This window comes from Luteimonas sp. MC1750 (genome assembly GCF_016615955.1).
In the GTDB taxonomy this organism is placed as follows: domain Bacteria; phylum Pseudomonadota; class Gammaproteobacteria; order Xanthomonadales; family Xanthomonadaceae; genus Luteimonas.
The window spans coordinates 2,327,248-2,339,978 of record NZ_CP067113.1 but is presented as its reverse complement, the minus strand read 5'-3'; the positions used below and the strand labels follow the sequence as shown (position 1 = coordinate 2,339,978).

Below are 12,731 nucleotides of genomic sequence, written 5' to 3'. Positions count from 1 at the left end.
GACATGACGACCACTGCCATCCAGGACATCCGCGGCGTGCTGATCCAGGTCGAGGGCGCGCGGCTGCTGCTGCCCAACGCCACGATCGCCGAGGTGCTGTCCTATGCCGATCCCGAGCCCGTGGCCGACGCGCCGGAGTGGCTGCTGGGCCGCATCCGCTGGCGCGGCTGGCAGCTTCCGCTGGCCTCGTTCGCGCGCCTGGCCGGGATCGCCGACGAAGCCGGCGGGCTGGGCAGCAAGGTGGTGGTGCTCAAGGCCCTGGGTGGCGACGCCCACGTGCCCTACGTGGCGGTGCTGACCAAGGGCTTCCCGCGACTGGTGACGGTGTCGCGCGACGCGCTGGTGGCCGATGCCGGCGAGGGGGATTCCGCACAGGCCGGGGCACTGCCGCTGGGCGTGCTGATGCGCGTGCTGCTCAACGGCGAACCGGCGCTGCTGCCCGACGTCGACGCCATCGAAGGCGCCATCCGCGAGGCGCTGGCAGCCTGAGCGACCCGGCGGGTCCGCTCAGGCGAGGTCGCCGAAGGCCGCCTGCAGCGCGCTGATCGCGGCGATGCCGGCCGTCTCGGTGCGCAGGATGCGCGGACCCAGCCGCAGTCCTTCAAAGCCCGCTTCCGCCAGCACCGTCCGGTCGCGCGGCGACCAGCCACCCTCCGGTCCGATCGCAACCACCACGGGACGACCCGAGGGATCCGCCAGTGCGCGAACCGCGGCCGAGGCCGCCGGGTCGAGGGTCAGCCGAAGCGCATCCGCCGGCAGGCCTGCCGCCGCTTCGGCAAGTGGACGGGGGGCCGCGACGTCTGGGATCACCGCGCGTCCGGCCTGCGCACAGGCCGAGGCCACCACGCCCTGCCAGTGCGCCAGCCGCTTCTCGGCGCGTGCCGCGTCCAGCCGCACTTCGCTGCGATCGCTGGCCACGGGCACGAAGCCCGCGACGCCCAGCTCGGTCGCCTTCTGCAGGATCCAGTCCATCTTCTCGCCGCGGGCCACGCCCTGCAGCAGCACGATCCTGAGCGCCGACTCGTTGCGGACCTCGTGCGCGGCCAGCACCTCGACCTCGCCCCCGCGCTTGCCGGCGGAGACGATCCGGCAGGCGTAATCGAACCCGTCGCCGTTGAACAGAACGCAGGGGTCACCCGCGCCCAGGCGCAGGGTCCGCAACAGATGCCCGACCGCGGCCTCCGGCAGGGCCAGGCGCGTGCCGACCGCGAGCGGTTCTTCGACGTGGGAACGGATGACGCGCATGGGGCTTCCTCTTCTTGCCTCGGCTCTACGCGGAGCTGTCCCGCCCGGCCTGCAGGATCGCCACCCGCGTCGCATCCGTCAGCAGCGCCAGCTGGCTGTCATCGATGCAGTACGGCGGCATCCAGTAAAGGATGTCGCCCAGCGGGCGCAGCAGGACGCCGTGGTCCAGGGCCGCGCGATAGGCGTGCAGGCCGACGCGGTCCGCGGGGTCGAACGGCGTCGACCGGTCGCCGTCGCGGGTGAGTTCGAAGGCCACGACCATGCCGGCCTGGCGCACTTCGGCCACGTGCGGCAGGTCGGCGAGCGTGGCGGCGGCGTCGGCCATCTTCGCGGCCGTCGCGCGATTGCGGGCGAGGACGTCGTCGGACTCGAAGATGTCGAGCGAAGCCAGCGCCGCGGCGCAGGCCAGGGGATTGCCGGTGTAGCTGTGCGAGTGCAGGAAGGCACGTTCGCGCGACTCGTCGAGGAAGCCGTCGTAGATCGACTGCGTGGCCAGCACCGCGGCCAGCGGCAGGAAGCCGCCGGTGAGGCCCTTGGACACGCACATCAGGTCGGGCATCACGCCGGCCTGCTCGAAGGCGAACAGGGTCCCGGTGCGGCCGAAGCCGGTCGCGATCTCGTCGGCGACCAGGAAGACGCCGTGCACGTCGCAGAGCTCGCGCGCACGCTTCAGGTACACCGGGTGGTGCATGCGCATGCCGCCCGCGCACTGCAGGCGCGGCTCCAGGATCAGCGCGCAGATCTCGCCGGGATGTTCGTCGAACAGGCGCGCCAGCGCGTCGGCCGCCTCTTCGGCGCAGTCCTCGTCCGACTGGCCCGGCCGCGCGTTCCAGGCGTCCGGCGAGGGCGCGAACATCGCCTCCATCAGCAAGGGTGCGTAGATGCGCCGGTACAGCGGGATGTCGCCCACCGACAGCGCGCCGATGGTCTCGCCGTGGTAGCCGTTGCGCAGGGCGACGAACTTCGTGCGCCGCGGTTCGTCGCCGCGGTTGCGGTACCAGTGGAAGGCCATCTTCAGGGCCACTTCGACGCCGGCCGAGCCGTTGTCGGCGTAGAACACCTTCGACAGCGGCGGCCGCCCCGGCTGGCGCGGTGCGATCGCGAGCAGGCGTTCGGCGAGCTCGATCGCGCCCTCGTGCGTGGCGCCGGCGAGGATCACGTGTTCCAGCCGCCGCGCCTGGCGCGCGATGGCCTCGGCGATGCGCGGCTCCGCATGGCCGTGGATGTTGGTCCACCAGCTGCTCACCGCATCCAGCGTGCGGCGGCCGTCGTGGCCGACCAGCCAGGCGCCGTCGCCGTGCGAGACGGTCAGCAGCGGCAGGGTGTCGGGGTGCTCGCGCATCTGCGTGCAGGGGTGCCAGAGCACGGCCAGGTCGCGGGATCGCCAGCGGTCGCCCTCGGCTAGAATGGCGGGATCGTGGGAAGACTTGTCGGACATCGCCGCATTATCGCCCCGGATGGCGCCTGGGGGCGGCCGTGAGCCGTCGGCTGCCGGTCATCCACTCGGTCACCGAGTCGGACGCCGGACCCTACCGCCTCGAGCGTCTGGACCTGGAGTTTTCCAACGGCGAGCGCCGGCGCTATGAGCGCCTGCATGGCCGCGGCCACGGCGCGGTGGTGGTGGTGCCGATGATCGACGACGACACCGTGCTGCTGGTGCGCGAGTACGCGGCCGGCGTGCACCGCTACGAACTGGGCCTGGTCAAGGGCCGCATCGATGCCGGCGAGACGCCGCTGCAGGCGGCCGACCGCGAGCTGAAGGAGGAGGCCGGTTACGGCGCCCGCCGGCTCGAGGTGCTGCGCGCGCTGACCCTGGCGCCCACCTACATGAGCCACTCGACCCACCTCGTGGTGGCGCGCGACCTGTATCCGCAGCGCCTGCCGGGCGACGAGCCGGAAGAGCTCGAAGTGGTGCCGTGGAAGCTGGCCCGCCTGCACGAGCTGATCCTGCGCGAGGACTTCTCCGAAGGCCGCTCGATCGCCGCGCTGTTCATCGCCCGCGACTGGCTGGAACACCATGCGCGATGAGGCCCTGCGCGAGGGCGTGGTCGCGATCGCCCGTGACGCGGGCGCGGCGATCATGGCGGTGCACGACGGCGACGACTTCGGCGTGCGCGCCAAGGCCGACGCCAGCCCGGTCACCGCGGCCGACCTCGCCGCGCACCACTGCATCGTCCATGGCCTGACGCGGCTGACGCCCGACATCCCCGTGCTGTCCGAGGAATCCGCGCATGCGGTGCCGACCGGGCGGCGCCGCGCGTGGTCGCGCTTCTGGCTGGTCGATCCGCTCGACGGCACCCGCGAATTCCTCAAGCGCAATGGCGAGTTCACCGTCAACATCGCGCTGGTCGACCACGGCGTGCCGGTGTTCGGCGTGATCCAGGCGCCGGTCGGCGGTGCGGTCTGGCACGGCGCGCCGGGCGAGGGTGCCTTCCGACGCGACGGCGACGCCGAACGCCCGATCGCCACCCGCCGACCCGCAACCGCCCCGCTGCGCGTCGCCGCCAGCCGCTCCCATCTCGACCCGCGCACCGCGGCCCTGCTGCAGCGCCTCGGCGCGCACGAAACGATCGGCCTGGGCTCTTCGCTCAAGTTCTGCCTGCTGGCCGAGGGCGGCATGGACGCCTATCCGCGCATGGGCCCGACCAGCGAATGGGACACCGCCGCCGGCCAGGCCATCCTCGAAGCCGCGGGCGGCTGCGTGCTCGACCTCCAGGGCCGACCCTTCCGCTACAACCAGCGCGACACCCTGCTCAACGGCCATTTCATCGCCCTGGGGGATCCCGCGTTGCCGTGGCGGAGCTGGATGTAGAGCTTTTTGCCACGGATCTACGCGGATCTTTCGCGGATTTCCACGGATCGAGCAGGAAGGTCGAAGCGCTTTTTTCGCCATGGATGACGCGGATTGCGCGGATTTGCGCGGATCAAGCCGAATCCTTGAGGTGGCTTCCGTGCATGCCGACGGGGACGCCATTTCCCACTGACTGAAACACCGCAGGATTTCCTCGGCCAGATCCGCGCAAATCCGCGTCATCCGTGGCAAATCCTTTCCCTCCAACCGCTTGATCCGTGGAAATCCGCGAAAGATCCGCGTAGATCCGTGGCAAAAAAAAGGAACCCGCATGTCCACCCAGCTGCACCGCCTGCTCGAGATCATGGCGAAGCTCCGCGACCCCGAGGGCGGGTGTCCATGGGACCTCGCGCAGGATTTCTCGACGATCGCGCCCTATACGATCGAGGAGGCCTACGAAGTGGCCGATGCGATCGATCGCGGCGACATGGACGATCTGCGCGACGAGCTCGGCGACCTGCTGCTGCAGGTGGTGTTCCATGCGCAGATGGCGCGCGAGGCCGGGCACTTCGGCTTCGATGAGGTGGCGCAGGCGATCGCGGACAAGATGGAGCGGCGCCATCCGCACGTGTTCGGCGACGATGGGCGGCACGACGATGCCGATGCGGTGCGCGCGAGCTGGGAGGAGATCAAGCGCGCCGAGCGCAGCGCGGCCGGCGTCGACGACCGCTCGGCGCTGGCCGGCCTCTCGCGTGGCCTTCCCGAGTGGCAGCGCGCGGTGAAGCTGCAGGATCGCGCGGCCAGGGTCGGCTTCGACTGGCCCGGGCCGGCGCCGGTGCTGGACAAGCTGGCCGAGGAGCTGGAAGAAGTCCGCGCGGAGTTCGAAGCGGTTGCCGCCGCGCCTGGCGACGCCGCTGCGCAGGCGCGGCTCGAGGCCGAGCTCGGCGACCTGCTGTTCGTCGCCGCCAACCTCGCGCGCCACGCCAAGGTCGATGTCGGCACGGCGCTGCGGCACGCGAACCGGAAGTTCGAACGCCGCTTCCGCGCCATGGAAGTACTGTCCGAGCGCGACGGCGCGCCGCTGTCCGCGCGTCCGCTCGAAGCGCAGGACGCGCTCTGGACCAGGGTCAAGGACGCCGAGCGCGACGGCGACGGCTGAGGCATCATCCAGCCGTCGGCCACACCGGGAGGCGACATGGCCCGCTACTCGAGTTTCCGCGAGTTCTACCCGTACTACCTGTCCGAACACCGCAACGCGACCTCGCGCCGCCTGCACTTCGCCGGCAGCTGCGCGGCGCTCGCCTTCGTTTGCGTGGCGATCGCCTCCGGCAACGCCTGGTGGCTGCTGGCGGCGCTTGGCTCCGGCTACGGTTTCGCCTGGATCGGCCACTTCTTTTTCGAGAAGAACCGGCCGGCGACCTTCAGCCACCCGCTGTACTCGTTTGCCGGTGACTGGGTGATGTTCCGCGACATCCTCGCCGGTCGCATCCGGCTCTGATCTTCACGCGATCTGGACGCGTCTCCCGGCAGCCTTTCACAAAGCTGAAGACTGTCCCTTTGGAGGACTCATGCGCGGATCGCAGGAACCCGGTGGCCTTGTCCTGATCGTCGAGGACAACCGGAACATTTCGGAGATGGTGGGCGAATACCTCGAGGGCCGCGGCTTCGAGGTCGACTACGCCGCCGATGGCCTGGACGGCTACCGGCTGGCGAGCGAGAACAACTACGATGTGATCGTGCTCGACCTGATGCTGCCGCGCCTGGACGGCATCGAGGTGTGCAAGCGCCTGCGCGAGGAAGCCCGCAAGTCGACGCCGGTGCTGATGCTGACCGCGCGCGACACGCTCGACGAGAAGCTGACCGGCCTGGGCGCCGGCGCCGACGATTACCTGGTCAAGCCCTTCGCCGTGCAGGAGCTCGAGGCCCGCCTGCGCGCGCTGATCCGCCGCGAGCGCCGCCAGGTGGGCTCGGAAGTGCTCAAGGTCGCCGACCTGGTGCTCGACCCGGCCAGCCTGCGGGCGACGCGCTCCGGCACCGAGCTGCAGCTGTCGCCGATCGGCCTGAAGCTGCTGACGATCCTGATGCGCGAGTCGCCCCGGGTGGTCAACCGCCAGGAGATCGAGCGCGAGATCTGGGGCAACAGCCTGCCCGACTCCGACACCCTGCGCAGCCATCTGTACAACCTGCGCAAGACCATCGACAAGCCGTTCGACAAGCCGCTGCTGCACACCGTGCAGAGCGCAGGCTACCGGATCGCCGACATCGAACAGCCGCCCGCCTGACGGCGGCCAGGTCATTGGCAATGCCCCAGGGACTCCCGCGCAAGCTGCGGCGCTTGTTCGTGCTGCAGGCCGTGCTGGCGATCGTCGCGGTCGTCACGTGCATGTACGTGGCGACCGTGTTCGCGCGCGGGCAGATCGCGTCCGACTGGATGCGCACCGAAGCGCAGCGCTTCTGGCACGAGCGCGCCCGCGATCCCACGTATGCGCCGCCGTGGACCCAGTCGGTGAACAGCTACTTCGTCGCCGACGGCGTGGATGCCCTGGCGCTGGGCGTGCCGCGGGCCTTCGTCGAAGCCGGGCCGGGCCTGCACCGGCTCAGGGGATCGGGGCCGTCGCAGCGCCTGCTGGTCGAGGACGCCCAGGGCGGGCGGCTCTACCTGCGTGTCACCTTCATGCTGATGGATCGCGTGGGGGTCTGGTCGCTCGGAATCGCGGCGCTGCTGTCACTGCTGGCGATCGCCACGGTGAGCTGGCTCAGCTACCGCATTGCCCGCCGGCTGGTGCTGCCGTTGACGGTGATGGCCGGGGAGGTGGCGCGCTGGGATCCCCGGACGCCCGACCTCGACGCGATCGCGCCGGCGGGTCTTCCCGGCGAGGTGGGGACCGAAGTGCGGCTGCTCGGCGGCGCGATCCGCGGCCTGGCGGAGCGCACGCAGTCGTTCATCCGCCGCGAGCGCGATTTCACCCGCGAGGCCAGCCATGAGCTGCGCACCCCGCTGACCGTGGTGCGCGTCGCCACCGACATGCTGCGCCGCGACCCCGAGCTGCCGACGCGCATGCACCGGTCGCTCGACCGCGTGCACGTGGCGGCCCGTGACATGGAATCGGTCATCGACGCGCTGCTGATCCTCGCGCGCGAGGACGAGCCGGTGCAGACCGAGGAGTTCGACCTGCTGGACGTGGCGGTCGAAGCCGCGCGGGTGGGCGAGGCCATGCTCGAGGAGCTGGGCAATGCGGAGGCGGTCGACGTCCGGCTGGTCGAACAGGCCGCGCCCGTGCTCCACGGCTCCCGGCGCGCGATGACGGTCATCCTCGAGCAGCTGGTGCGCAATGCCTGCACGTTCACCGCGGCCGGCAGCATCGAGGTGCTGGTGGGTGCCGACCGCGTCGAAGTCCGTGACACCGGCGTGGGCATGGACCGCGACGTGCTGGAGCGCGTCTTCGAACCGTTCTACCGCGCCGACCAGTACGTCGGCGGCCGCGGCCTGGGGCTGGCGGTGGTGCGCCGCCTGGCCGCGCGCTTCAACTGGACGGTGGCCATCGACAGCGCCCCGGGCCGGGGCACGCTGGTGACCCTGAGGTTCGCCCGCGCGGACTGAGCGTCAACCGGGACGGCGCCGGTGCGTTAGCCTCCCCGACCCCAAGCCGGATCCCCGACTCGAATGAGCTCCCGCCCGAACCCCGCCGCCAGGCGTTCCCGCAAGCCGCTCGCCGCCATCGTCGCCATTGTCATCGCCCTCGGCGCCGGCGGCTGGTATGTCACCCAGCGCAACGCCGATGCCCAGGCGGGCACCTGGCGCACCGTCGAGGTGGAGCAGGGCGACATCCGCGTCGCCATCTCGGCCACCGGCACGCTGAGCGCGATCTCCACCGTCGTCGTGGGCAGCCAGATCTCCGGCCAGGTCACCGAAGTGCTGGTGGACTTCAACGACAAGGTCGAGCAGGGCCAGGTGCTGGCGAAGATCGATCCCAGCAGCTACCAGGCGCAGATCGAGCAGGGCTCGGCGCAGATCGCCAGCGCCCGCGCCAGCCTGGCCCAGGCCCAGGCCAGCCTCCGGAACGCCGAGCTCGACCACCGGCGCAAGGCGGAACTCGGCGCCCGCCAGCTGGTGTCGCGCAGCGACATCGACCTGGCGCGCGCGGCGCTCGACCAGGCCCGCGCGCAGGTGGCGTCGGCGCAGGCCCAGATCGGGCAGCAGACCGCGGCTACCCAGACCACGCGCATCAACCTCGGGCGCACGGTGATCCGCTCGCCGGTGGACGGCATCGTGCTCACGCGCACCATCGAGCCGGGCCAGACCGTTGCGGCCAGCCTGCAGGCGCCGGAGCTGTTCACCATCGCCGAGGACCTCTCGAAGATGAAGATCGAACTCGCGGTCGACGAGGCCGACATCGGCCAGGTCCAGGCCGGGCAGCGCGTCAGCTTCACCGCCGACGCCTTCGCCGACCGCCAGTTTTCCGGCGTGGTCGACCAGGTGCGGCTGAGCGCGACCAATACCAGCAACGTCGTCACCTATCCGGTGGTGGTGACCGTCGACAACAGCGACGGCACCCTGCTGCCCGGGCTGACGGTCAATGCCGAGATCGAAGTGAGCCGCCGCGACGGCGTGCTCAAGGTCTCCAACGCCGCGCTGCGCTACAAGCCCACCAGCTCCGAGGGCGCGGCATCGGCGACGCCGCAGCGCGGCGCGGGCGCCGGCATGGCCGACGACCTGCGCCGGGAGGCCGCGGCGCTTTCGCTGTCGGCCGCGCAGCAGTCGGCGTTCGACGAGGCGATCGCGGCGGTCCAGGCCCGCCAGCAGGCACGTGCCGCGGCGCCGCGCACCGGCGGCCCCGGAGGCGGGCCGGGCTTCGGGCCGTCGGGCGGCGGCGCGCCGTCGGCCGGGATGGCCTCGCAGCTGCGCCAGCGCATGCTGCAGCGCTACCGCGAGGACTTCTCCGCCTTCCGCGCCAGCCTCGACGACGACCAGGCGCGCCGCTGGGACGCCGCCATGGCCAACCTCGTCGGCGCCACCCGCGCCACGGTCTACCGCCTGGCCGGGGGCCAGCCCGAGGCGGTGATGGTGCGCGTGGGCGCCACCGACGGCACCACCACCGAGATCTCCGGCGGCGTCCAGGCCGGCGACGTGCTGGTGACCGGCGAGCGTGCCGCGCGATGAGCGCCGATGTCCCGATCATCGAGACCCGGGCGCTGGGCAAGGTCTACTCCGCCGGCACCGAGGCGGAAGTCGTGGCCCTGAAGGACGTCGACCTGCGCATCGAGCACGGGTCCTTCGTCGCCATCATGGGACCGTCGGGTTCGGGCAAGTCGACGCTGATGAACCTGATCGGCTGCCTGGACACGCCCAGCACCGGGAGCTACCACTGCGACGGCGTGGACGTGTCGACGCTCGACGCCGAGGCGCTGGCCGCGCTGCGCCGCGAGCGCATCGGCTTCGTCTTCCAGGGCTTCCACCTGCTGCCGCGGATGACGGCGCTGGAAAACGTCGCCATGCCGCTGTCGTACGCCCGCGTGCCGGTGGCCGAGCGGCATCGCATGGCGGCCGAGGTGCTGGAGGCCGTGGGCCTCGGCGGCCGCACGGGCCATCGCCCGAACGAGCTCTCGGGCGGCCAGCAGCAGCGCGTGGCGATCGCGCGCGCGCTGGTCAACCGGCCGCCGCTGCTGCTGGCCGACGAGCCGACCGGCGCGCTGGACTCGAAGACCGGCGAGGAGATCCTGGCGCTGTTCAAGCGCCTGCGCGACGAGGGCCATACCGTGGTCCTCATCACCCACGATGCCGAAGTCGCCGCGCATGCCGACCGCACCTACGTGATCCGCGACGGCGAGCTGCATCCGGAGCACGCGGAGGCCGCGGCATGACCTTCGGCGACGTCATCCGCACCGCCGTCCACGCCCTGCGCGGCAACTGGATGCGCAGCGTGCTCACCTCGCTCGGCGTGATCATCGGCATCGCGGCGGTGATCGTCATGGTCTCGGTGGGGCAGGGCACCCAGGCCGAGATCGACAAGATGGTCTCGGGCCTGGGCTCGCAGCGCCTCGACGTCTCGCCCGGTTCGCGTCGCGGTCCCGGCGGCGTCCGTCAGAGCGGGGTGAGCTACTACACGCTGACCGAGGGCGACGTCGAGGCGATCCGCAGCGACATCCCCGAAGTGCAGTACGTGTCCGGCTCGCTCAACGGCAGCACCCAGGTGGTCTATGCCGAGAACAACTGGTCCAGCCGCTGGCAGGGCGTGCAGCCCGACTACTTCGACATCAACGCCTGGACCCTGGTCGAGGGCGAGGCCTTCGATGCCCAGGACTACGGTGGCGCGGCGAAAGAGGTGATCGTGGGCGAGACCGTGCGCCGCGAGCTCTTCGGCGACGAGCCGGCGATCGGGCAGACCGTGCGCCTGGGCCGCGTGCCCTTCGTGGTCGTCGGGGTGCTCGCGCCCAAGGGCCAGGGTGGCTGGGGCCAGGACCAGGACGACGTGGTGATGGTGCCGATGCAGACCGCGCGGCGCCGGCTGCTCGGCTCGATGGGCCTGCCGCCCGGCGCGGTGATGCAGATCGCGCTGACCGTGGCCGATGCCGACGACCTGGGCTACGTGCAGGGCGAAGTGGAATCGCTGCTGCGCCAGCGGCACCGGATCGCGCCGGGCGGCGAGGACGACTTCAGCGTGCGCAACATCTCCGAGATCGTGGCCACGCGCACCGCCACCACGCGGCTGATGTCGCTGCTGCTGGGCGCGGTGGCGACGATCTCGCTGATCGTGGGCGGCATCGGGATCATGAACATCATGCTGGTGTCGGTCACCGAGCGCATCCGCGAGATCGGCCTGCGCATGGCGGTGGGCGCGGGACCGTCCGACGTGCGCCGGCAGTTCCTTGCCGAGGCCATGCTGCTGTCGCTGGTCGGCGGCGCGCTGGGCATCGTGATCGGGGTGGCCGGCGCGCTGCTGGTGGGCCGCTTCGGCGACCTCCCGGTGGTACTCAACGGCCAGGTGGTGGCGATGGCCGCGGGCTTCTCGGTGGCGACCGGCCTGTTCTTCGGCTACTACCCGGCGCGCAAGGCCTCGATGCTCGATCCGATCGAGGCGCTGCGCTCGCAGTAGCCCACCTCGGGTCAACCCCATCCGGGGTGGCCCCGGGTTGGCGGGTCGGCGCGCGGGCGGGAGACTGCCCGCAACGCCAGCCGCCGCGCACGCGGACGGAGACACCCGATGACCGCCATCCACAACATCGCCTGGGGCGATACCCTCTCCCAGATCGCCCAGCGCTACGGCACCTCGGTCAACGCGCTGATGGACGCCAACGCGCAGATCAAGGACGCCGACCTGATCTACGCCGGCGACGCGCTCAGCATCCCGGGAACGACCGGCAGCGCCGGCAACGCGTCGGGACCGGGTGCAAGCGGCGTCGACGGGGTCAAGGGCGGTGGCCCGGTCAGCGGCAACAACGCCGCGGCCATCGCCGAGCAGTTCATCGGCCGCAACGCGGGCGAACTCAAGTTCAGCGACGAGCTTCCGATGCAGAGCTGGGTGCCGAACAACGTCAACTGCGCCAACTTCGTCTCGGCCTGCCTGCAGAAGGCCGGCCTGATCGATGCGGGCCAGGCGAGCGCGTCGGTGGACCAGCTGGCGAACAACCTCAAGGGCGACGGCTGGCAGACGGTGTCGCTGGCCAACGCCAGCCCGGGCGACGTGGTGCTGATGCAGCGCAACGGCCAGTCACACGTGGTGCTGTTCGCCGGCTTCGAGAACGGCCAGCCGAAGTTCATCGGCTCGAACAACGTCAATGCCGACGGTTCGCAGCGCATCAGCTGGGGCGGTGCATCGGGGAACTACGAGATCATCACGCCGCCGCGCTGACCCCGGTCGCGGCACGTGGGGCAGGGAGCCGGCGGATGCCGGCTCTTTCACGTTGACGGCCCAAGGGGCCGCCTAGAAGCCGAAGAGCGCGCGCGGTGCCGCGTGTTCCTGCGGCCATCCCAGCCAGGCCACGTCGCCGGGCCCGATCGCGAAGTCGACCATGTCCCAGGCTCCGTCCGCAGCGCCCGCCGGCGCGCCGGTCGTGGCCTCGGCCGCCTGCGGCAGGGCGGCCTGGTCGCGCGCGGCGGCTTCGGCCGGCGCCGCGGGACTGGCTCCGGTGGCCGCCACGCCGTCGCCGCCAGCGGCGGCGGCGTCGTCCGCGGAGATGGCCTCGCGTCGCAGCAGCGCGGCGTAGACATCCGACATTGCGCCCTGGCCGGCGGCTTCGGCGAAGCGCGTGCCCGAGACATCCGGGCGGCCGCCGCCCGGCGAGCGCATGTTGCCGAGCACGAAGACCCAGTTGCCGAGGCGGTCCATGCGTTCGACCGCGAGCTCCACCGAGGAGCCGAATTCGTCGCGCAGCGGGGCCGTCGCGGCCTGGAGCGCGGCGTCGTAGCCGGCCTCGCCGGCGCCCATCGGCTGTGGCTGGGCCTGTGCGAACGAAGGATTCATGCTGGCTCCCATGGCGAGGACGGTGATCGTCCCGAGGATAGCAGCGGCTCGGCGCATGGCTGGTCTCCTGTCCCGGCACTGTGACAGCGGCATCATCGCAGCCGCGCGTTTGTCCCCGGGTGAAGTGCCCTGGCGCCGCGACCCGGCCCCGCGCGCCGCCTTGTGGCAAAATTGGCCGCTTACTGGTCGGACGCGGCGGCTGATTCGCATGCAGTTCCCAACCCCGCGGTGCC

General features: G+C 71.4%; 14 protein-coding genes. 11 read left to right on the top strand and 3 right to left on the bottom strand.

The window, feature by feature from the left end; translation table 11 throughout:
• The first annotated feature begins 3 nt into the window (after positions 1 to 3).
• On the top strand, positions 4 to 489 hold the full coding sequence (locus JGR68_RS11020; RefSeq protein WP_199362812.1) for a chemotaxis protein CheW: 486 nt from the start codon (positions 4 to 6) through the stop codon (positions 487 to 489).
• 18 nt (positions 490 to 507) lie between these two features.
• Here the strand turns inward: JGR68_RS11020 and JGR68_RS11015 are convergent, their stop codons facing one another.
• Complete coding sequence (locus tag JGR68_RS11015) at positions 508 to 1,245, bottom strand: 16S rRNA (uracil(1498)-N(3))-methyltransferase (RefSeq protein WP_199362814.1); 738 nt, start codon at positions 1,243 to 1,245, stop codon at positions 508 to 510.
• Positions 1,246 to 1,270: 25 nt separating this feature from the next.
• On the bottom strand, positions 1,271 to 2,683 hold the full coding sequence (bioA, locus tag JGR68_RS11010) for an adenosylmethionine--8-amino-7-oxononanoate transaminase (RefSeq protein WP_199362816.1): 1,413 nt from the start codon (positions 2,681 to 2,683) through the stop codon (positions 1,271 to 1,273).
• A gap of 38 nt (positions 2,684 to 2,721) precedes the next feature.
• On the opposite strand from bioA, the gene nudE reads away from it, so the two are divergent.
• The 10 genes from nudE (at position 2,722) to JGR68_RS10960 (ending at position 11,886) form a co-directional block, all read left to right on the top strand.
• Positions 2,722 to 3,273 (top strand): ADP compounds hydrolase NudE, encoded by a 552-nt coding sequence (gene nudE, locus JGR68_RS11005; RefSeq protein WP_199362818.1) that lies wholly within the window; start codon positions 2,722 to 2,724, stop codon positions 3,271 to 3,273.
• Positions 3,263 to 4,057 carry a 3'(2'),5'-bisphosphate nucleotidase CysQ gene (gene cysQ, locus JGR68_RS11000; protein WP_199362820.1) on the top strand — a complete coding sequence of 265 codons (795 nt, stop codon included), beginning with the start codon at positions 3,263 to 3,265 and terminating at the stop codon, positions 4,055 to 4,057. Before nudE ends, cysQ begins: the two co-directional genes overlap by 11 nt.
• Before the next feature lie 310 nt (positions 4,058 to 4,367).
• On the top strand, positions 4,368 to 5,195 hold the full coding sequence (gene mazG / locus JGR68_RS10995) for a nucleoside triphosphate pyrophosphohydrolase (protein WP_199362823.1): 828 nt from the start codon (positions 4,368 to 4,370) through the stop codon (positions 5,193 to 5,195).
• Positions 5,196 to 5,231: 36 nt separating this feature from the next.
• Positions 5,232 to 5,534 (top strand): DUF962 domain-containing protein, encoded by a 303-nt coding sequence (locus JGR68_RS10990; RefSeq protein ID WP_199362825.1) that lies wholly within the window; start codon positions 5,232 to 5,234, stop codon positions 5,532 to 5,534.
• A 70-nt stretch (positions 5,535 to 5,604) separates the two neighbouring features.
• Entirely contained in the window at positions 5,605 to 6,318 is a 714-nt protein-coding gene (locus JGR68_RS10985) for a response regulator transcription factor (protein ID WP_199362827.1), read from the top strand.
• Between the two features lie 20 nt (positions 6,319 to 6,338).
• Complete coding sequence (locus tag JGR68_RS10980) at positions 6,339 to 7,637, top strand: HAMP domain-containing sensor histidine kinase (RefSeq protein ID WP_199362829.1); 1,299 nt, start codon at positions 6,339 to 6,341, stop codon at positions 7,635 to 7,637.
• A gap of 63 nt (positions 7,638 to 7,700) precedes the next feature.
• Positions 7,701 to 9,197, top strand: a complete 1,497-nt coding sequence (locus tag JGR68_RS10975; protein WP_199362832.1) for an efflux RND transporter periplasmic adaptor subunit — start codon at positions 7,701 to 7,703, stop codon at positions 9,195 to 9,197.
• Positions 9,194 to 9,898, top strand: a complete 705-nt coding sequence (locus JGR68_RS10970; protein WP_199362835.1) for an ABC transporter ATP-binding protein — start codon at positions 9,194 to 9,196, stop codon at positions 9,896 to 9,898. The genes JGR68_RS10975 and JGR68_RS10970 overlap by 4 nt, the downstream gene beginning before the upstream one ends.
• Positions 9,895 to 11,130, top strand: a complete 1,236-nt coding sequence (locus tag JGR68_RS10965; RefSeq protein WP_199362838.1) for an ABC transporter permease — start codon at positions 9,895 to 9,897, stop codon at positions 11,128 to 11,130. Before JGR68_RS10970 ends, JGR68_RS10965 begins: the two co-directional genes overlap by 4 nt.
• A 108-nt stretch (positions 11,131 to 11,238) precedes the next feature.
• Positions 11,239 to 11,886 carry a LysM domain-containing protein gene (locus JGR68_RS10960; protein ID WP_199362841.1) on the top strand — a complete coding sequence of 216 codons (648 nt, stop codon included), beginning with the start codon at positions 11,239 to 11,241 and terminating at the stop codon, positions 11,884 to 11,886.
• Between the two features lie 72 nt (positions 11,887 to 11,958).
• Here JGR68_RS10960 and JGR68_RS10955 read toward each other — a convergent pair whose 3' ends face one another.
• Positions 11,959 to 12,498, bottom strand: a complete 540-nt coding sequence (locus JGR68_RS10955; protein WP_199362843.1) for a hypothetical protein — start codon at positions 12,496 to 12,498, stop codon at positions 11,959 to 11,961.
• Positions 12,499 to 12,731: the final 233 nt, after the last annotated feature.

What these genes read in the sequence shown, in the direction of transcription:
- JGR68_RS11015 (WP_199362814.1), bottom strand. Translation starts at nt 1,245, where the DNA reads ATGCGCGTCATCCGTTCCCACGTCGAAGAACCGCTCGCGGTCGGCACG.
- JGR68_RS10990 (WP_199362825.1), top strand. Translation starts at nt 5,232, where the DNA reads ATGGCCCGCTACTCGAGTTTCCGCGAGTTCTACCCGTACTACCTGTCC.
- JGR68_RS10960 (WP_199362841.1), top strand. Translation starts at nt 11,239, where the DNA reads ATGACCGCCATCCACAACATCGCCTGGGGCGATACCCTCTCCCAGATC.
- cysQ (WP_199362820.1), top strand. Translation starts at nt 3,263, where the DNA reads ATGCGCGATGAGGCCCTGCGCGAGGGCGTGGTCGCGATCGCCCGTGAC.
- JGR68_RS10965 (WP_199362838.1), top strand. Translation starts at nt 9,895, where the DNA reads ATGACCTTCGGCGACGTCATCCGCACCGCCGTCCACGCCCTGCGCGGC.
- JGR68_RS10970 (WP_199362835.1), top strand. Translation starts at nt 9,194, where the DNA reads ATGAGCGCCGATGTCCCGATCATCGAGACCCGGGCGCTGGGCAAGGTC.
- JGR68_RS11020 (WP_199362812.1), top strand. Translation starts at nt 4, where the DNA reads ATGACGACCACTGCCATCCAGGACATCCGCGGCGTGCTGATCCAGGTC.
- JGR68_RS10975 (WP_199362832.1), top strand. Translation starts at nt 7,701, where the DNA reads ATGAGCTCCCGCCCGAACCCCGCCGCCAGGCGTTCCCGCAAGCCGCTC.
- JGR68_RS10985 (WP_199362827.1), top strand. Translation starts at nt 5,605, where the DNA reads ATGCGCGGATCGCAGGAACCCGGTGGCCTTGTCCTGATCGTCGAGGAC.
- bioA (WP_199362816.1), bottom strand. Translation starts at nt 2,683, where the DNA reads ATGTCCGACAAGTCTTCCCACGATCCCGCCATTCTAGCCGAGGGCGAC.
- mazG (WP_199362823.1), top strand. Translation starts at nt 4,368, where the DNA reads ATGTCCACCCAGCTGCACCGCCTGCTCGAGATCATGGCGAAGCTCCGC.
- JGR68_RS10980 (WP_199362829.1), top strand. Translation starts at nt 6,339, where the DNA reads ATGCCCCAGGGACTCCCGCGCAAGCTGCGGCGCTTGTTCGTGCTGCAG.
- JGR68_RS10955 (WP_199362843.1), bottom strand. Translation starts at nt 12,498, where the DNA reads ATGAATCCTTCGTTCGCACAGGCCCAGCCACAGCCGATGGGCGCCGGC.